Origin of the sequence: Streptomyces sp. NPDC048419 (genome assembly GCF_043200415.1) — a bacterium.
In the GTDB taxonomy this organism is placed as follows: Bacteria; Actinomycetota; Actinomycetes; order Streptomycetales; family Streptomycetaceae; genus Streptomyces.
Genome location: NZ_JBICXT010000007.1, coordinates 26,376 through 43,101, shown reverse-complemented (window position 1 = coordinate 43,101; position 16,726 = coordinate 26,376). Strand labels below are relative to the sequence as shown.

The following is a 16,726-nucleotide window of genomic DNA, read 5'->3' as shown; positions in this document are numbered from 1 at the left end:
TTCAGCGGGAGCCCTTCGGGTCGAGCGCGTCACGCACGCCGTCGCCGAAGAGGTTGAAGGCCAGCACGGTGATGAAGATCGCCACACCCGGAACCACCATGAACATGGGGTCCGAGTCGTAGTAGTCGATCGCCGTCGAGAGCATCTGCCCCCAGGACGAGGTGGGCGGCTTGACGCCCACACCCAGGAAGCTGAGTGCCGCCTCGGTCAGGATGTTGGTGGGGATCATCATCGTCGTGTACACGATGATGGGCGCGACGAGGTTGGGCAGCAGTTCCTTGAACAGGATGTACATGCGCCCGCCGCCCAGGGACCGGGCGGCCTCGACGTATTCGCGCTCACGCAGCGAGAGCGTCTGACCGCGCACCACGCGCCCGATGTAGGGCCAGCCGAAGAACCCGATGACAAGGATCATCACGAACACGCGCACGCTCGAACCGGTCAGGCCGAGCATCTCGTTCGGCATGACCGAGACGAGGGCGATGATGAAGAGCAGCTGCGGGAAGGCGAGCAGGCCGTCCATGATGCGGCTGATGACCGAGTCGACCCAGCCGCCGAAGAAGCCGGCCAGGATGCCCAGGACCGTGCCGAGCACGACGGCGACGATCGCGGACAGGAAGCCGACGAGGAGCGAGATCCGCGCGCCGTAGAGGACGCGGGCGAAGATGTCGCGGCCGTTGACCGGCTCGACACCCAGCAGGTGATCGCCGCTGATGCCGCCCAGGGAGCCCTTGGGCGTACCGAACAGCGGGTCGATCAGGCTCTCGTGGTAGGCGTCGGGGTCCTGCCCGACCAGGTTCGCGAGCCAGGGAGCCAGCACGGCGATCACGATCAGGGCGAGCACGACGACGCCGCCCGCGAGTGCGAGCTTGTCCCGCTTGAGCCGCTCCCAGGCGATCCGGCCCAAGGACCGGCCCTGAACAGCCTTTTCACCGGCAGTGGCAACCGCCGCTTCCTCGGCCGCGCTCGGGGCCGCTTCCGCGGTCGGCTCGTGGATTGGTGCCGTCATCTGGCAGGGACCCCTCTCAACCGGCGGTAGCCGGCCCGCACTTGCCGCTGTAGCGGCGTGATCAGTCCGTCGTACATGGGGGCGAACCCCTCTGGAGCGGGAGTCTTCAACGCTTTGGCGATCTGTTGCCAGACTTGGCAGTGAAAGGATGCGTAAACGTGATGCGGTCAGGTGGGTTCCGTTATCCGGACGGCAGATCACGGCCGCCGGACACGGTCCATTTCGGACATCTAAGGAAATTTCAGGTTCTTCCGGCGCTATCTACGCGCGCAGATCACGTTGGGGTCCGACACGGGCCCAGGAGTCGTCTCAGTATCCGCCATGCACCGGTGGGTAGCCGTAGCCGCCCGCCGGAGCCTGCGCCGGAGCCGCCGCGTGGGCCTCGCGATCGTAGAAGGGGCGGGCGCTCGCGCGCATCCAGAGGGCCACGGGGTCGTACTCGTCGGACATCGCCACCGTCGACACCGGCAGCCCGTCCGGGACGGCGCCGATCGACTGCTGCATCATCGCCCGTACCGAGTCCACGGCGGGCGGGCTCGTGTCGTACACGTCCAGCCCGATGGCGAGGTACGGCGCACCGAGCGCCGGCTGCACCCACGCACGGCGCAGCGAGCGGACGGCCGGGGTGCGGTGGGCGTTCTGCGCGAGCAGGGCGTAGAACTGCGGGATCTCCAGAGCGGGTTCCGTCAGGCGCAGCGGGCCCGCGGCCTGGCGCTCCAGGCCGGTGGCGATGCGGCGCAGGTCCAGCCAGGGGATGCCGACCCCGCCGCCCGGGGCGTGCGGGTTGAGCCAGAGGCCGAAGTGGTCGGGGTACAGGGTGCGGGCGACGTCCAGACCGTCGACCACCTCGTACGACCTGTTCCAGCCACTGGCCGAGAGCTCCTGGGCGGAGGTGACGCACGGCGCGTAGCCGTAGCCCTCGACCTCCATGTTTCCGTACTGGGCGTCAGGGGAGCCCGCCTGGCCGTGCCACAGGAGCATCCAGACCTGGCCGGAGCCCGGGGTCGCGAGTGCGCGAAGGAGTGCCTCGTAGGCGTCGTAGCGCCCTGGCGTCACCTGGCGCAGCATCTGCTCGACGCTGCCGCTGAGGCTCGCGCTCACGTGTCGTACCGCCCCTTCGAAGAATGCCCCGCGTTCTTGCTGACAGCTTAAGCGCCCGGTGGCCCGGGACCGGTTGTCTCTTCGGCGAGCGCGCCACCGGCGGCGGCTAGAGGTGATCCCTCGTATAGAAAGGGCGTACCTGCTCGCGCATCCAGTTCGCCACCGGGTCGTCCGTGACGTCCAGGAGCACGAGGTTGACCGGCCACGGGACCGGGACCCCGGTCACGGCCCGCTCCAGCGCCTGGAGGGGAAGCGCCCTCAGGTCGCCCTCCCGGTGGGAGAGTTCGACGCCGACGAACATCACAGGGTCCGCGGTCTCCACGGCCGCGAGGCACCGGCGGGCCGAGACGACCACGCCGGTCGCCGCGAACTCGGCGGAGGCGGCGGCCAGGAAGTCGACCGGATCGTCCTGCCAGTCCGGCTCGTAGAGGCGGACGCGGGCGCCGGTGGCCGGGCCGTCCAGCGGCGTGCGGCCCACCCGGCACAGTTCGGCGACGGCGGCCGGCGGGAGCGGTACGCCGACCACGCCGTCCGGGTTGATCGCCAGACCGACCTGCGGGGGCAGGCCGCGGGCGAACTCGACCGCCGGGGCGATCGTGTAGGACATGTGGGCTCCGACCACGTGCCGGAACTGCTCCTCGGAGCTGAAGACCGGGACGTAGGCCTGGCCCTCGATCTCCAGTGAGGGCAGGTCCAGGGGGCCGCTGTGCGGTCCGCCGCCGCTCGGCAGCGGCACCCAGAGGAAGCTGCGGCCGAGCACCTCGATGATTCGGCCGCCCGCGGAGGGTATGCCGAGGGAGGCCGACAGCACCTCCTCCAGCTCGTTGCCGGGCCATCCGCCGTGCGGATGGGGGTGCGCCTGCATGGGAAAGTCCGCGGGAAGATCCGCTGGGAAGTCCATCTGTGTCCGACCGCCTGCTGAGAACCACTGCTGTTGAGAACCAGTGCCTTCGAGAACCGCTGCTTTCGAGAGCCACTGCTGAGGCTGGAAAGGCTAGCGGGTGGGAGGGGCGAGGGCCCGGCCCTCATCAGGGTCGGCCCGTGAAGCCGATCCTGCGCAGCACGTCCGCCGCGTCCCGGTCCAGGAGCACCGCCGAGCCCACGCCCTCGGGCAGGTCACCGCGCTCGGCGGAGCGGATCAGCCGGGCGGCCGCCGTGCGGTGCCGCAGGAAGGCGTAGCGGGAGACGCCTCGGCCGCGCTCGCGCTGGCCCCGGAGGGCGGTGCCCGGAGTGACGTCCAGGAGCAGCAGGTGCAGGGTGCCGCCGCGGCGTCGGGCCGCGCGGGCCAGCCAGCCGCGCACCCAGGCCTGCGTGCCGCAGTCGTGCACGACGGCGCCCTCGCCGCCGCGCAGGGCCTGGCGCAGGCCGGTGTAGTGCGCGAGGCGGACCAGGGGGCGGTAGAGCGCGTACGGCAGGAGGCGGGGCAGGCGGGCGGCCCAGCGGTCGCGGGTGTCCTGGGAGTCGATGCGGACACCCCGCACCGCGCGCTCCATCAGCGTGGACTTGCCGCTGCCGGGCAGGCCGGTGATCACCACGAGGTCCTGCGGGCCGAAGAGCAGGGCGTGCGGGCTGCGCCCCGAGCGGTCGCGCAGGTCGCGGACCACAGGAGCCCGGCCCCCGCATGCCTCGCGGGCCGGAGCCGCGGCCTGCTTCGGCAGCGTGACAGCCGAGGTCGTGGCGTACGCCGTGGGCCTGTTCACCGTGATCGTCCTCCCCTGGGCCGGGTGCGGATTCCCTGCCCGTCGAGTGTAAAGAGAAGGTAATGCGCGGTGCCTCGTGTTTTCGTGATCGCTCTGCCACAAGCCGGTCACAAAGGGGAGGGGCGGATGCGGACCTGCCCCCCGTGGAGAAGGCGTGCAATGATGTGCGCGCCAACTGCATACCGGCCGCTTGAATCCGCGCGGGAGAGTCCCCAGACCGCTGGGGCGCCGAAGGAGCAAGTTCCTCCCTTGAATCTCTCAGGCCCCGTTACCGCGCGGGCGAGGCACATCTGAAAAGCGGGCCGCTGCGTCAGTGGCTCCACCCAAGGTGCAAACCCCGATCGCCTGCCGCGATCAGGGCGAACCTCTCAGGTTCCGATGACAGATGGGGAGGAACAACCATCTGTCATGACTTGGGAGACGGACCGATGAGCAGTACCGAACCGCGCCGTACCGCGCTCGATGCGCTGCATCGCTCGCTCGGCGCGACGATGACCGACTTCGCCGGCTGGGACATGCCCCTGCGCTACGGCTCCGAGCGCGACGAGCACCTCGCGGTGCGCACTCGGGCCGGCCTCTTCGACCTCTCGCACATGGGCGAGATCACGGTCACCGGCCCGCAGGCCGCCGCCCTGCTCAACTTCGCCCTGGTCGGCAACCTCGCCTCCGTGGGCCTCGGCCGCGCCCGCTACACCATGATCTGCCGGGCCGACGGCGGCATCCTGGACGACCTGATCGTCTACCGGCTCGGCGAGACCGAGTACATGGTCGTGGCCAACGCCTCCAACGCCCAGGTCGTGCTGGACGCCCTGACCGAGCGGGCCGCGGGCTTCGACGCCGAGGTGCGCGACGACCGGGACGCCTACGCGCTGCTCGCCGTGCAGGGCCCCGAGTCGCCCGGGATCCTCAAGTCCCTGACCGACGCCGACCTCGACGGCCTCAAGTACTACGCGGGCCTGCCCGGCACCGTCGCCGGCGTCCCCGCGCTGATCGCGCGCACCGGCTACACCGGCGAGGACGGCTTCGAGCTGTTCGTGAAGCCGGAGCACGCCGTCGAGCTGTGGCAGGCGCTCACCAAGGCCGGCGAGGGCGCCGGCCTGGTCCCCTGCGGGCTGTCCTGCCGGGACACCCTGCGCCTGGAGGCGGGCATGCCGCTGTACGGGCACGAGCTGTCGACCTCCCTCACCCCCTTCGACGCCGGGCTCGGCCGGGTGGTGAAGTTCGAGAAGGAGGGCGACTTCGTGGGGCGTGCCGCCCTGCAGGAGGCTGCCGCCCGCGCGCAGGAGAACCCGCCGCGCGTCCTGGTCGGTCTGGTCGCCGAGGGCCGCCGGGTCCCGCGCTCCGGGTACCCGGTCGTCGCCGGCGGCGCGGTGGTCGGCGAGGTCACCTCCGGCGCCCCCTCCCCCACGCTGGGCAGGCCGATCGCGATGGCGTACGTCGACGCGGCGCACGCGGCGCCCGGCACGTCCGGCGTCGGCGTGGACATCCGGGGCAGCCACGAACCGTACGAGGTCGTGGCACTGCCGTTCTACAAGCGCCAGAAGTAGACACTGGACGGGTGCGACCGGGTCCACGGACGTGACCCTGCGCACATCTCCCTGTTCACACACGCATTCAGCAGTCCCCCATTTCCCAGCACCTCCGCGCATACAGGAGAATTCAGGCCATGAGCAACCCGCAGCAGCTGCGCTACAGCAAGGAGCACGAGTGGCTGTCGGCCGCCGAGGACGGCGTCTCGACGGTCGGCATCACCGAGTTCGCGGCGAACGCGCTCGGCGACGTCGTCTACGCACAGCTTCCCGAGGTCGGCTCCGCGGTGACCGCGGGCGAGACCTGCGGCGAGCTGGAGTCGACCAAGTCGGTCAGCGACCTGTACTCCCCCGTCACCGGTGAGATCACCGAGATCAACGAGGACGTCGTCAACGACCCGTCCCTGGTGAACTCGGCCCCCTTCGAGGGCGGCTGGCTGTTCAAGGTCCGGCTCACCGACGAGCCGTCCGACCTGCTCTCCGCCGACGAGTACACCGCCCAGAACGCCGGCTGAGGAGCCGTAGACGCATGTCTGTCCTGAACACGTCCCTGCATGAGCTGGACCCGGAGATCGCCGCGGCGGTCGACGCCGAGCTGGTGCGCCAGCAGTCGACCCTGGAGATGATCGCCTCCGAGAACTTCGCGCCGCTGGCGGTGATGGAGGCCCAGGGCTCGGTCCTGACCAACAAGTACGCCGAGGGCTACCCGGGCCGGCGCTACTACGGCGGCTGCGAGCACGTCGATGTCGCCGAGCAGATCGCCATCGACCGGGTCAAGGACCTCTTCGGCGCCGAGTACGCCAACGTCCAGCCGCACTCGGGCGCCTCCGCCAACCAGGCCGCGCTGTTCGCGCTGGCCCGGCCCGGCGACACCATCCTCGGGCTGGACCTCGCGCACGGCGGGCACCTGACCCACGGGATGCGGCTGAACTTCTCCGGCAAGCAGTTCCACGTGGTCGCCTACCACGTGGACCCGGCCAGCGGGCTGGTGGACATGGCCGAGCTGGAGAGGCTGGCCAAGGAGCACCGCCCGAAGGTGATCATCGCGGGCTGGTCGGCCTACCCGCGCCAGCTGGACTTCGCCGCGTTCCGCCGGATCGCCGACGAGGTCGGCGCCTACCTGTGGGTGGACATGGCGCACTTCGCCGGTCTGGTCGCGGCCGGGCTGCACCCCAACCCGGTCGAGCACGCCGATGTGGTCACCTCCACCACGCACAAGACGCTGGGCGGGCCGCGCGGCGGCATCATCCTGGCCAGGAAGGACTTCGCGAAGAAGCTCAACTCCTCGGTCTTCCCCGGCTTCCAGGGCGGCCCGCTGGAGCATGTGATCGCCGCGAAGGCGGTGTCCTTCAAGGTGGCGGCGAGCCAGGAGTTCGCGGAGCGGCAGCGGCGTACGGTGGAGGGTGCGCGCATCCTGGCCGAGCGGCTGACCGCCGCGGACGCGCGGGCGGCCGGGGTGAACGTGCTCTCCGGTGGCACCGACGTGCATCTGATCCTGGTCGACCTGCGCGAGAGCGAGCTGGACGGGCAGCAGGCCGAGGACCGGCTGCACGAGGTGGGGATCACGGTCAACCGCAACGCGGTGCCCGACGACCCGCGTCCGCCGATGGTGACCTCCGGGCTGCGGATCGGTACCCCGGCGCTGGCCACCCGCGGCTTCGGCGCGCAGGACTTCGCCGAGGTCGCGGACGTGATCGCCGAGACGCTGAAGGCGCCGTCCCCCTTCACCGAGGCCGACGCCCAGGCACTCAGGGCCAGGGTCGAAGCCCTCGCCGACAAGCACCCGCTCTACCCGGGTCTGAACAAGTAGTTCCGTGGTGGGGGCACCCGAGGACGTGTGCCCCCACCCTCTCAGGAGGATTTTCCGTGGCCATCTCGGTGTTCGATCTGTTCTCGATCGGCATAGGCCCGTCCAGTTCCCACACGGTGGGCCCGATGCGCGCGGCCCGCATGTTCGCCCGCAGACTACGCAACGAGGAGCTGCTGGGCTCGGTCGCCTCGGTGCGCTCCGAGCTGTACGGCTCCCTGGGCGCGACCGGCCACGGCCACGGCACCCCCAAGGCGGTGCTCCTCGGTCTGGAGGGCGCCTCGCCGCGCACGGTGGATGTGGAGACGGCCGACGACCGCATCGCGCAGATCAAGGCGGAGCGGCGTATCCGGCTGCTCGGTGAGCACGAGATCCCGTTCTCCTTCGACGACGACCTCAAGCTGCACCGCCGCAAGGCACTTCCGTACCACGCCAACGGCATGACGCTGTGGGCGTACGACGCGGACGGCACGGAGCTGCTGTCCAAGACGTACTACTCGGTCGGCGGCGGCTTCGTCGTCGACGAGGACGCGGTCGGCGCGGACCGCATCAAGCTCGACGACACCGTGCTGAAGTACCAGTTCCGCACAGGCGACGAACTGCTGCGCCTGACCAAGGAGACCGGCCTGTCGATCTCCGCGCTGATGCTGGAGAACGAGCGCGCCTGGCGCACCGAGGACGAGATCCGCACCGGACTGCTGGAGATCTGGCGGGTCATGCAGGCATGCGTCGCGAGCGGCATCTCCCGCGAGGGCATCCTGCCGGGCGGTCTTAAGGTACGGCGCCGTGCCGCCGTCTCCGCGCGCCAACTCCGCGCCGAGGGCGACCCGTTGGCGCACGCGATGGAGTGGATCACGCTCTATGCGATGGCGGTGAACGAGGAGAACGCGGCGGGCGGCCGGGTCGTCACCGCACCCACGAACGGCGCCGCGGGCATCATCCCCGCCGTTCTGCATTACTACATCAACTTCGTGCCGGGCGCCGACGAGGACGGCGTCGTGCGTTTCCTGCTCGCCGCGGGCGCGATCGGCATGCTCTTCAAGGAGAACGCGTCCATCTCCGGCGCCGAGGTCGGCTGCCAGGGCGAGGTCGGCTCGGCCTGCTCGATGGCGGCGGGCGCGCTGGCGGAGGTGCTGGGCGGCAGCCCCGAACAGGTCGAGAACGCCGCCGAGATCGGCATGGAGCACAACCTCGGCCTGACCTGCGACCCGGTCGGCGGCCTCGTCCAGATCCCGTGCATCGAACGCAACGGCATGGCCGCGGTCAAGGCGGTCACGGCCGCGAAGATGGCGATGCGCGGCGACGGCTCGCACAAAGTGTCCCTGGACAAGGTCATCAAGACCATGAAGGACACCGGCGCCGACATGTCGGTGAAGTACAAGGAGACGGCGCGGGGAGGGCTCGCGGTCAACATCATCGAATGTTGACGTTTCCACCCTGTTTCCACATCCGGAGGGGATCACCCGTGCCAAGGTGAGGGGTACATCAACCCCTGTCCCCCCACCGGCCTTTCAGGGAGTCCCAACATGCTGCGCGGCATCGACGTAAGCGCATATCAGTCCTCTTCGTACGGCACCGACGGCCTCTCCTTCGCCTTCATCAAGGCGACGGAGGGCCGTTCGTACGTCAACCCCAAGCTCACCGCCCAGACGAAGCACGGACGTGACGCCGGACTCGTCGTCGGCTTCTACCACTTCCTGTGGCCGGGCCATCTCGATGCCCAGGCCGAGTACTTCGTGAAGCACGCCCCCGAGAAGGCGGGCGACGTCCTCGCCGTCGACTGGGAGACCACCAGCGAGGGCACGCACGCGAGCAACGCGGAGAAGGACCTGTTCATCCGCAAGCTCAAGGAACTGCGCCCGAACAACCAGGTGATCCTGTACACGAACAGGGACTACTGGCTCAACATCGACCGCACGTCGTATGCGGGTGACGGCCTCTGGATCGCCGACTACGTCAGCGCCGGCCACCCCCGCATCAAGGCCAAGTGGCGCTTCCACCAGTACACGAGCGAACCGCACGACAAGGACGTCGCGGACTTCGCCGACAAGGCGGCCCTGAAGGAGTGGGCCTCCGGCGCCTGACGACCGGGCCGCCGGATAGAGTCCTGACGCAGGGTCGTGCGGCGGAGGGGGCGTCATGGGCGGGTCGGTCAGTGCGGTCAGCAGCAACGGGGTGTACTCGTTCACCAAGCCGAACCGGGAGAGCATCACCTTGCTCGCGGGGCTCGGGGTGGAGGGGGACGTCCACGCCGGTACGACGGTGAAGCACCGGAGCCGGATGCGCAGGGACCCCTCGCAGCCGAACCTGCGGCAGGTGCACCTCATCCACGAGGAGCTGTTCGACGAGGTGCGGACGGCCGGGTACGAGGTCGCCGCCGGGCAGCTCGGCGAGAACGTCACCACGCGCGGGATCGACCTGCTGGGCCTGCCCGCCGGAACACTGCTGCGCCTCGGCGACGAGGCCGTGGTCGAGGTCACCGGCCTGCGCAACCCCTGTCCGCAGATCGACGGCTTCGAGCACGGGCTGCTGAAGCAGATGGTCGGGCGGGACGAGGACGGTGCGGCCTGGCGCAAGGCCGGGATCATGAGCGTGGTCCTGACCGGTGGAGTGGTGCGGCCGGGCGACCCGGTGGAGGTCGAGCTGCCGGACGGACCGCACCGTCCCCTCGAGGTCGTCTGAGCCCTACGGCGCCGGCGTCCCCCAGGGGGTGTCAGGCACCCCCTAGCCCCGGAAGTCCGCCGGTCGTTCCGGCGACGCCTCCCCCAGGGCCTTGGTGACCGCGTCGACGCCGGCCCGCAAGCCGTACACCGGCGTGCCGGGCTGCTGGCGCCAGGAGTCGTCGAGGCCGCCCGCGTCGACGGTGTCGAAGCCGAGCTCGTCGATCAGGTCCCGTACCTTGCTCTTCGCGGCGGCGTCGTCGCCCGCGACCGGCAGCGCCATGCGGTCGGGATCGCCGGCCGGGAGAGGGCGTTCGAGCAGGTCCTGGGCGTAGGTCCCGTTGAACGCCTTGATCACGGGGTGGCCGATCTCGCGTTCCGCGTAGCGGCTCTCGGTGAGGCCCTCGTCCTCGATCGCCGCGATCCGGCCGTCGCGCTGCGGGTAGTAGTTGCCGGTGTCGATGATCGCGGCACCGTCCGCCGCCCCGTCCAGCAGGCCGGACGGGAGGCCGGGGAGCGCCTTCACCGGGACCGTGACGACGACGACCTCCGCACCGCGGGCCGCCTCCTCCGCGGGTACGGGCGTCGCTCCGGTCTCCTCGGCGAGTGCCGTGAGGGTGTGGGGGCCACGGGAGTTGGCGACGGAGACGTCGTGGCCGAGGGCGGTGAGCCGGCGGGTGAGGTTGCCGCCGATGTTGCCCGCGCCGATGATGCCGATCTTCATGACAGGCCCTTTCACGATTCCATGCATGCGCATCTGTCTGGGCGTCGTCAACCCCGCGGTCCTCCGCCCTATTCCAGCGTTGCGCCGCCCGGAGTACCTCGCCACGCGGAGTACCTCGCCACCCGCGCGGACACGACGGACGCGGCTGGCCCGCGAAGGGATCCTCCAGCTCCTGCCGGAGCACTTCCGCCGCCTCCGCGTCCCCGTCGGCGATCGCCCGCACGAGGGCCTCGTGGGCCGCGTCCGCGGTGTTCGGATCCTGCTCCCGCCGACCCGGCCCAGGCGGCGACCACGGCTGCGTGGAAGGAACGGCACGGCGGCCTTCGCCGAGTGCCGGGTCGGCGGCGTCACCGCCTGGGGCGCGGGAGAGGGCCCGGCGGCCCCCGTGCGGGCGGTGCTCTCCGCGGTGAACCGGGCGGTGCGATGAGCCAGGTGCTGCGCGCCGAGGACGTCCATGTCGTCCGTGACGGCCGGCCGCTGCTTCAGGAGGTGTCCCTGACCGTCCGGCCGGGCCAGCACTGGGCGCTGCTGGGGCCAACGGCGCCGGCAAGTCGACGCTGCTGCGCCTGCTCGGTGCGCTCGTCCACCCCACCCGGGGCACGGTGGAGGTGCTCGGCCGCCGCCTGTGCCGGGTCGACCTGCGCGAACTGCGGTCGTACGTCGGGCATGTCGACCCGCGCCACCCGCTCACCGAGCCGCTGCGGGTCCGGGACGTCGTCCTGACGGACTGACCAACTCCGTTGTCCCGCTGCCCCGTTGGCGCGCGACGCCCAAGCAGCAGGAGCGGGCGGAGCAGCTCATCGGCACGCTCGGCCTCGACGTTCTCCGCGAGGCCCGCTGGACCACGCTCTCGCAGGGCCGGCGCGGCCGGACCCTGATCGCCCGGGCGCTCATGTCCGAGCCGCGGCTGCTGCTCGACGAACCGGCGACGGGGCTGGACCTGCCCGGCCGCGAGCAGCCGATCGCCGCCCTGGACGAACTGCGCCTCGCGCACCCGGCCCTGGCCACGGGTCTGGTCACCCACCACCTGGAGGAGCTCCCGGCCGGCACCACCCACGCGATGCTGCTGCGCGAGGGCCGTGTCCTCGCGCAGGGCCCGGCGGCCGGCGTCCTCACCGGCGACCAGGTCGGCAAGTGCTACGACCTGCCGCTGACCCTGGACCGGCACGACGGCCGCTGGAGCGTGCGGATCCGGCGCCGCACGTGACGAGAGGGTGCCCGGCCGCCGTGCGGACGGGCACCCCCCTCATGTCCTACTTGCTCAGATACGCCCAGAACTCGTCGAACGACAGGACCTTGTCGCCGTTGAGGTCACGCGTCTTGATGATCGCCTCGGCGACCGAGTCGGTGACGTTCCAGTCGCCTCCCTGGGCGAGGGCGGTCTTGAACTCGGCGGCGGTGATGAAGCCGTCGCCGTCGGTGTCGATCCGCTGGAAATCCTTGCGTGCTTCTTCGATGTCGGCCACCGGGTCCGCCCCTTTTTGTTCGTGCTTCACTGCCGTGCTGGCGTACTGACGCTGGTCAGACTAACGGCCCGGATGCGCCTCCAGTGCGGCGACCACCCACCCGAACTCCTCCTCGTAGGCCCGCACCGGCGTCCCCTTCAGGACGCCCAGCAGTTCGCGGTAGCGGGCGATACGGATGTTGTGGGAGGCCGTGATGCGCTCCAGGACCGCGCTCCGGTCGGTCTTCCCCAGCAGTTTCCCCAGCACCTTCTCGGCCTCCGGGGAGTCGGGCGCGACCCCCTTCTCGCGCGCCTGGCCCACCAGTTCCACCAGCCGCTTGGCGAACCACATGGACGCGCCGGCGGGCGCGTCCGGGCCGCGGTCGGCGTGGTTGAACTCGGCGGCCCGGCGCATCTGCGCCCGGAACTCGGGGTCCTGCACCATCTCCGCCAGCTCCACCCAGGCGTCGACCTGTTCGGGCGTCGGGTCGTCCGGCAGGTTCACCGCGGTGTTCCGCATCCGTTCGCGGATGTCCGGGTCGACGAGGTCGAGCCCGTGGAACATCTCCTCCACGAACTCCTCCATGATCCGCCTGCGCTCGGCCGCCGACAGCCGTGCCAGTTTGTTCATCAGGGTCATCTCCTCCGCGGTCGAACCGCGTCGCGCCACGGACGACAGCACCGCCCGGGTCACCCTCAACGTGCTGATCTGCGCGTCCAGCGCCACCACGTGCGCCGCCGCGACCTCCGCGACCGTCCGCTCCCCGGCCAGCACCCGGCGCACGTCGTCCAGCCCGAGCCCCAGCTCGCGCAGCGTGCGGATCAGCTCCAGCCGGGCGGCGGACGCGGCGTCGTAGAGCCGGTAGCCGCCCGCGGAGCGGGTCACCGGGGTGAGGACGCCCTCGTCGGACCAGTAGCGGATGGTGCGCACCGTCAGGCCGGTGGACCTGGCCAGCTCGCCGATGGTGAACAGTGCGGTGCCGTCGTCGCTCATGTCGGCGAGTCTGGGCCTTCCAGCGGGTGGAGACTCAAGAAACGCTCAGGAGGCGGTGGTCAGCGGAAGACGCCCGTGTGGCCGAGGGAGTAGCGGCCCGGCTGGGGGTACACCGCGAGGCCGTGCGGGCCGCTGCCCACCTTGATGCGGGCCAGCTGCTCGCCGGTGCGGGTGTCGATGGCGTACACCTCGGCGTTGTAGCGCCCGGACAGCCACAGCACCTTGCCGTCCGCCGAGACTCCGCCCATGTCGGGGCTGCCGCCGTCGGGCAGCCGCCACTTCTTGGTGAGCCTGTTCTCGGTGAAGTCGAAGACGGAGATGGTGCCTTCACCGCGGTTGGAGATGTACATCTCGCGCGAGTCGCGGCTGACGTAGAGGCCGTGGGCGCCCTTGCCGGTGTGCAGCAGGGTGGGCCGGGTGAACTTGTCGCCGTCCAGGACCCACACGCCGTTGGCCACCATGTCGGCGATGTAGAACCTCTTGCCGTCGGGCGAGATCTTGACGTCCTGCGGCATCGCGCCGTCGTAGGGCAGCTTCTCCTGGGCGACCACCTTCATCTTCTCGGTGTCGACCTTGAGCAGCTCGCCGCTGAACTCGCAGGAGACGATGAAGTAGCGGCCGTCGGCGGAGAAGTCGGCGTGGTTGACGCCGTAGCAGCTGACCGGGACGGTCTTCTCGCGCTTCATGGTGTGCGCGTCGCGGAAGACGAGTTCGCGGTCGAGGGAGGCCATGACGATCGCGTACTTGCCGTTGGGCGTGAAGTAGAGGTTGTAGGGGTCGTGCACGTCGACGCTCTTGCCGGCCTTCCCCGTCCTCGGGTCGATGGGGGTGAGCGTGTTGCCGCGGTCGTTGTTGACCCACAGCGTCTTCAGGTCCCAGGACGGCACGACGTGCTGCGGCTGGGTGCCGACCGGGATCGTCTCGATGACCTTGTACGTCGTCGGGTCGATGACCGAGACGGTGTTGGAGTTGGTGTTGGGGACGTACACGCGGGACGGGAAGTCCCTGACCACCGGCGAGAGCCGGTTCGGGCGGTCGGCCGCGTACACGTCTGACGGGTCGAGGACGGGCGGCATGCCGGGCAGGCCCCGGACGACCGCCTTCTGCTTGACCGGGGCGACGGCGGGATTGCTGCCGAGGGCCTCGTCCCTGTGCTTCCCGGGGGCGTCGGTGCAGGAGGCGAGGGTGGAGAGCGCGGCGAGGGCGACGGCGGCGGTGAGGGCGCGGGCGCGCCGGGTGGGAAGCATCAGCTGAACAACTCCGTGGTGGGCACCGCGGACAGGCCGCGACGGGCGAGTTCTTCGAGTACGACGGGGAGCGCGGCGACCGTGTCCGGATAGCCGAAGTGCAGGCTCACCACGGAACCGCCCCGGACCTCGCCGAGGACCTTGCGCGCCACGGCGTCCGCGCCGGGCCGGGTGTAGTCGAGCGAGTCGACGTCGTACGACAGCACGTGCGGGTAACCGGCCTCGCGGGCCAGCCGCACGACCTGCGGCGACGCGAGCGGGGCGCGGGAGGGGCGGAACCAGGTGCCGATGGAGCCGGTGAGCTTCTTCAGGCGGCCGGCGCAGGCGGTGATCTCGGTGCGGGCGTCGGCCTCGGACATGGTGTTCACCGCGAGGTGACGCTGGGTGTGGTTGCCGAGGTCGTGGCCGCCGTCGAGGATGCGGCGCGCCAGTTCCGGCTGCGCGTCGAGCCAGGTGCCGACGGCCAGGACGGTGAGGCGGGCGCCGTGCTTCTCGGCGGTGGTGAGCAGCGAGCGGGCGATGGCGGGGTCGCCCTGGCCGTGGAAGGTGAGGGCCACCCGGGGGCGGGTGCGCGGGCCGTGGGTGAGCTGGGCGGGTTGGCCCGGGTACCCGTGGGGAGACGGGGCGGGCGACGCGGTGGGGGAATCGGTGGGGGTGGACGTGTGCGCCATGGAGGAGTGCGCCACGGACGAGGAGTGTGCGACGGCGCCGTTCGGCGCGCAGCCTGCGGTGAAGGCACCGGCGGCAAGAAGCCCGGCGCCCGTGCGAAGTGCCGTACGGCGGTCGGTCGAGGTCACCCGCCCCATTTAAAGGGTGATCAGTGGAAAATCGGGCGATTCATCCGATCAGGGGACATCGTTCGAGTCGCGTCCTAGCGGTCCGCCACTCTCATCTCGAACCAGGTCGTCTTGCCGCGCGGCAGCAGGTCGACCCCCCAGCGGTCGGAGAGCTTGTCGACCAGGAACAGGCCCCGCCCGCTGACGTCCAGCTCCTGCACCGGCATCAGGCAGGGCAGGCCCCGGGAGGGGTCGCGGATCTCGATGCGGATCCAGCCCCGGCGGCGGCGCATCCGCAGACCGAAGGTGCGGGCGCCGGTGTGGCGGACTGCGTTGCCGACGAGTTCGGAGACGAGCAGAACGGCGTCCTCGGTCATCTTGGGCGTGAGGCCCCAGTGCCTGAGGACCACGACCTGGGTGAGCCGGCGGGCGGTGGCGGCGGACTCCGGGCGCGACGGCAGCGGAACCTCCGCCTCGGTCGGGTTGCCGAACAACTCGAGCGCCTTGAGCGCCTGTTCGTCCTCGACCGCGGGCGACCAACGCGCCGCCGTCACACGGCCGTGTCCCCGCGGCTGTTCCATGCCCTCCAGCCCCGCCATGCCCCCATCATGGCCGCCCGAAGGGCCCTTCGGGGCCGTTCCGGGGGAATACGCCCCCCGGAACTCATCATTCCGAATGGTCGGTTCGGCATATGCCAAAGGCAGTTTGGGGGTGTCGGCAGCCTGTCCGGCCTGCGGTGAAGGCTCCGCTGATGGCAATCGACGGTCTCCCTCGACGAGCCAGGCTTAAGGTTGCCTTAAGGCTGCCATAAACCGCCCCATCGAGGGACCCGGATCAGACATCGCGTCAATTGCAAGTGGTTCCGCGGAGGTTCACAGGTTCATGCGGTGCGGAGGTTCAGAGGAACTTCGCCTTTCCCGGCCCCTCCTCCACGAAGCTCCGCATCCCGCGCTCGCGGTCCTCGGTCGCGAACAGGCCCGCGAACCAGTTCCGTTCGACGGCCAGCCCGGTCTCGATGTCCGTCTCCAGACCAGTGTCGATGGACTCCTTGGCGGCCCGGAGGGCGATGGCCGGGCCCTGCGCGAGCTTGGCAGCCCACTCGTGCGCGGCCGTGTAGACCTCCTCGGCCGGCACCACGCGGTCCACCAGGCCCAGCGTCAGCGCCTCGTCCGCCTTGACCATCCGGCCCGTGAAGATCAGGTCCTTGGCCTTCGACGGGCCGACCAGACGGGACAGCCGCTGGGTGCCGCCCGCGCCCGGGATCAGGCCCAGCAGGATCTCGGGCTGTCCCAACTTGGCGTTCTCCGCCGCGATCCGGTAGTCCGCGCAGAGCGCCAACTCGCAGCCGCCGCCGAGCGCGTAGCCCGTGATGGCCGCCACCACCGGCTTGGGGATACGGGCCACGGCCGTGAACGAGTCCTGCAGGGCGCGGGAACGCACGACCATCGCGGCGTGGTCCATGTTCTGCATCTCCTTGATGTCCGCGCCCGCCGCGAACACCTTCTCCCCGCCGTAGACGATCACGGCCCGTACGTCGTCGCGCCGGGTCGCCTCCTCGGCGAGTTCCTTCAGTCGGTCCTGCGTGGCGACGTCCAGCGCGTTCATCGGCGGACGGTCGAGGCGGATGGTGCCGACACCTTCGGCGACTTCGAGATTCACGGTCATGAAGGCAGGTTAACGGGGGCTAACGGCAACTGGACCGGTGCCGTCGCTCACACTCGGCCGGGGGCCTGGG

At 70.5% G+C, this 16,726-nt stretch carries 18 protein-coding genes, 1 pseudogene and 1 riboswitch; of the genes and pseudogenes, 8 read left to right on the top strand and 11 right to left on the bottom strand.

Annotation, left to right across the window (positions count from 1 at the left end; genetic code table 11):
- Position 1 precedes the first annotated feature (1 nt).
- The 4 genes from ACGFYN_RS17095 to ACGFYN_RS17080 all read right to left on the bottom strand — a co-directional run bounded on the left by ACGFYN_RS17095 (position 2) and on the right by ACGFYN_RS17080 (position 3,816).
- Positions 2 to 1,009, bottom strand: a complete 1,008-nt coding sequence (locus ACGFYN_RS17095) for an ABC transporter permease (protein WP_393866621.1) — start codon at positions 1,007 to 1,009, stop codon at positions 2 to 4.
- Between the two features lie 309 nt (positions 1,010 to 1,318).
- Positions 1,319 to 2,077: an enhanced serine sensitivity protein SseB C-terminal domain-containing protein gene (locus tag ACGFYN_RS17090; RefSeq protein WP_393866841.1), complete on the bottom strand. Its 759-nt coding sequence runs from the start codon at positions 2,075 to 2,077 to the stop codon at positions 1,319 to 1,321.
- 139 nt (positions 2,078 to 2,216) lie between these two features.
- Positions 2,217 to 3,011: an enhanced serine sensitivity protein SseB gene (locus ACGFYN_RS17085; protein WP_393866620.1), complete on the bottom strand. Its 795-nt coding sequence runs from the start codon at positions 3,009 to 3,011 to the stop codon at positions 2,217 to 2,219.
- A gap of 127 nt (positions 3,012 to 3,138) precedes the next feature.
- On the bottom strand, positions 3,139 to 3,816 hold the full coding sequence (locus ACGFYN_RS17080) for an AAA family ATPase (protein ID WP_393866840.1): 678 nt from the start codon (positions 3,814 to 3,816) through the stop codon (positions 3,139 to 3,141).
- A 185-nt stretch (positions 3,817 to 4,001) separates the two neighbouring features.
- Positions 4,002 to 4,094, top strand: a riboswitch (glycine riboswitch).
- Between the two features lie 144 nt (positions 4,095 to 4,238).
- Here ACGFYN_RS17080 and gcvT point away from each other — a divergent pair.
- The 6 genes from gcvT to ACGFYN_RS17050 all read left to right on the top strand — a co-directional run bounded on the left by gcvT (position 4,239) and on the right by ACGFYN_RS17050 (position 9,828).
- The gene (gene gcvT, locus ACGFYN_RS17075) at positions 4,239 to 5,357 is read left to right on the top strand and encodes a glycine cleavage system aminomethyltransferase GcvT (RefSeq protein WP_393866619.1); all 1,119 of its coding nucleotides are present in this window, start codon (positions 4,239 to 4,241) and stop codon (positions 5,355 to 5,357) included.
- Between the two features lie 119 nt (positions 5,358 to 5,476).
- Positions 5,477 to 5,854, top strand: a complete 378-nt coding sequence (gene gcvH, locus ACGFYN_RS17070) for a glycine cleavage system protein GcvH (protein WP_393866618.1) — start codon at positions 5,477 to 5,479, stop codon at positions 5,852 to 5,854.
- 14 nt (positions 5,855 to 5,868) lie between these two features.
- Complete coding sequence (gene glyA / locus ACGFYN_RS17065) at positions 5,869 to 7,149, top strand: serine hydroxymethyltransferase (protein ID WP_393866617.1); 1,281 nt, start codon at positions 5,869 to 5,871, stop codon at positions 7,147 to 7,149.
- Between the two features lie 56 nt (positions 7,150 to 7,205).
- Positions 7,206 to 8,573, top strand: a complete 1,368-nt coding sequence (locus tag ACGFYN_RS17060) for an L-serine ammonia-lyase (RefSeq protein ID WP_393866616.1) — start codon at positions 7,206 to 7,208, stop codon at positions 8,571 to 8,573.
- 99 nt (positions 8,574 to 8,672) lie between these two features.
- Positions 8,673 to 9,230, top strand: coding sequence for a GH25 family lysozyme (locus ACGFYN_RS17055; protein ID WP_393866615.1), 558 nt, complete (start codon positions 8,673 to 8,675; stop codon positions 9,228 to 9,230).
- 55 nt (positions 9,231 to 9,285) lie between these two features.
- Positions 9,286 to 9,828, top strand: coding sequence for an MOSC domain-containing protein (locus ACGFYN_RS17050; protein WP_393866614.1), 543 nt, complete (start codon positions 9,286 to 9,288; stop codon positions 9,826 to 9,828).
- 42 nt (positions 9,829 to 9,870) lie between these two features.
- Here ACGFYN_RS17050 and ACGFYN_RS17045 read toward each other — a convergent pair whose 3' ends face one another.
- Positions 9,871 to 10,557, bottom strand: coding sequence for an NADPH-dependent F420 reductase (locus tag ACGFYN_RS17045; RefSeq protein ID WP_393866613.1), 687 nt, complete (start codon positions 10,555 to 10,557; stop codon positions 9,871 to 9,873).
- Between ACGFYN_RS17045 and ACGFYN_RS17040 the strand changes: the two genes are divergently transcribed.
- Positions 10,556 to 10,957, top strand: coding sequence for a hypothetical protein (locus ACGFYN_RS17040; RefSeq protein ID WP_393866848.1), 402 nt, complete (start codon positions 10,556 to 10,558; stop codon positions 10,955 to 10,957). The genes ACGFYN_RS17045 and ACGFYN_RS17040 overlap by 2 nt on opposite strands.
- Positions 10,954 to 11,737: pseudogene (locus tag ACGFYN_RS17035) on the top strand (ABC transporter ATP-binding protein). Before ACGFYN_RS17040 ends, ACGFYN_RS17035 begins: the two are co-directional and overlap by 4 nt.
- A gap of 46 nt (positions 11,738 to 11,783) precedes the next feature.
- On the opposite strand, the gene ACGFYN_RS17030 reads toward ACGFYN_RS17035, so the two are convergent.
- From ACGFYN_RS17030 to ACGFYN_RS17005, 6 genes are all read right to left on the bottom strand, one after another.
- Positions 11,784 to 11,996 carry an EF-hand domain-containing protein gene (locus ACGFYN_RS17030; protein ID WP_384263574.1) on the bottom strand — a complete coding sequence of 71 codons (213 nt, stop codon included), beginning with the start codon at positions 11,994 to 11,996 and terminating at the stop codon, positions 11,784 to 11,786.
- A gap of 60 nt (positions 11,997 to 12,056) precedes the next feature.
- The gene (locus ACGFYN_RS17025) at positions 12,057 to 12,968 is read right to left on the bottom strand and encodes a MerR family transcriptional regulator (RefSeq protein WP_393866612.1); all 912 of its coding nucleotides are present in this window, start codon (positions 12,966 to 12,968) and stop codon (positions 12,057 to 12,059) included.
- A gap of 59 nt (positions 12,969 to 13,027) precedes the next feature.
- Positions 13,028 to 14,215, bottom strand: a complete 1,188-nt coding sequence (locus ACGFYN_RS17020; protein WP_393866611.1) for a YncE family protein — start codon at positions 14,213 to 14,215, stop codon at positions 13,028 to 13,030.
- A complete protein-coding gene (locus ACGFYN_RS17015) occupies positions 14,215 to 15,021 on the bottom strand; it encodes a polysaccharide deacetylase family protein (RefSeq protein ID WP_393866610.1) in 807 nt (268 codons plus the stop codon). The genes ACGFYN_RS17020 and ACGFYN_RS17015 overlap by 1 nt, the downstream gene beginning before the upstream one ends.
- Positions 15,022 to 15,086: 65 nt before the next feature.
- Positions 15,087 to 15,695 carry an ATP-binding protein gene (locus ACGFYN_RS17010; protein WP_393866839.1) on the bottom strand — a complete coding sequence of 203 codons (609 nt, stop codon included), beginning with the start codon at positions 15,693 to 15,695 and terminating at the stop codon, positions 15,087 to 15,089.
- Between the two features lie 193 nt (positions 15,696 to 15,888).
- Positions 15,889 to 16,656 (bottom strand): enoyl-CoA hydratase/isomerase family protein, encoded by a 768-nt coding sequence (locus tag ACGFYN_RS17005; protein ID WP_393866609.1) that lies wholly within the window; start codon positions 16,654 to 16,656, stop codon positions 15,889 to 15,891.
- Between the last annotated feature and the right edge of the window lie 70 nt (positions 16,657 to 16,726).

Excerpts from the sequence above, each read along its gene's own strand:
- ACGFYN_RS17095 (WP_393866621.1), bottom strand. The coding sequence starts at position 1,009 with ATGACGGCACCAATCCACGAGCCGACCGCGGAAGCGGCCCCGAGCGCG.
- ACGFYN_RS17090 (WP_393866841.1), bottom strand. The coding sequence starts at position 2,077 with ATGCTGCGCCAGGTGACGCCAGGGCGCTACGACGCCTACGAGGCACTC.
- ACGFYN_RS17085 (WP_393866620.1), bottom strand. The coding sequence starts at position 3,011 with ATGGACTTCCCAGCGGATCTTCCCGCGGACTTTCCCATGCAGGCGCAC.
- gcvT (WP_393866619.1), top strand. The coding sequence starts at position 4,239 with ATGAGCAGTACCGAACCGCGCCGTACCGCGCTCGATGCGCTGCATCGC.
- gcvH (WP_393866618.1), top strand. The coding sequence starts at position 5,477 with ATGAGCAACCCGCAGCAGCTGCGCTACAGCAAGGAGCACGAGTGGCTG.
- glyA (WP_393866617.1), top strand. The coding sequence starts at position 5,869 with ATGTCTGTCCTGAACACGTCCCTGCATGAGCTGGACCCGGAGATCGCC.
- ACGFYN_RS17055 (WP_393866615.1), top strand. The coding sequence starts at position 8,673 with ATGCTGCGCGGCATCGACGTAAGCGCATATCAGTCCTCTTCGTACGGC.
- ACGFYN_RS17050 (WP_393866614.1), top strand. The coding sequence starts at position 9,286 with ATGGGCGGGTCGGTCAGTGCGGTCAGCAGCAACGGGGTGTACTCGTTC.
- ACGFYN_RS17040 (WP_393866848.1), top strand. The coding sequence starts at position 10,556 with ATGCGCATCTGTCTGGGCGTCGTCAACCCCGCGGTCCTCCGCCCTATT.
- ACGFYN_RS17045 (WP_393866613.1), bottom strand. The coding sequence starts at position 10,557 with ATGCATGGAATCGTGAAAGGGCCTGTCATGAAGATCGGCATCATCGGC.
- ACGFYN_RS17025 (WP_393866612.1), bottom strand. The coding sequence starts at position 12,968 with ATGAGCGACGACGGCACCGCACTGTTCACCATCGGCGAGCTGGCCAGG.
- ACGFYN_RS17020 (WP_393866611.1), bottom strand. The coding sequence starts at position 14,215 with ATGCTTCCCACCCGGCGCGCCCGCGCCCTCACCGCCGCCGTCGCCCTC.
- ACGFYN_RS17015 (WP_393866610.1), bottom strand. The coding sequence starts at position 15,021 with ATGGGGCGGGTGACCTCGACCGACCGCCGTACGGCACTTCGCACGGGC.
- ACGFYN_RS17005 (WP_393866609.1), bottom strand. The coding sequence starts at position 16,656 with ATGACCGTGAATCTCGAAGTCGCCGAAGGTGTCGGCACCATCCGCCTC.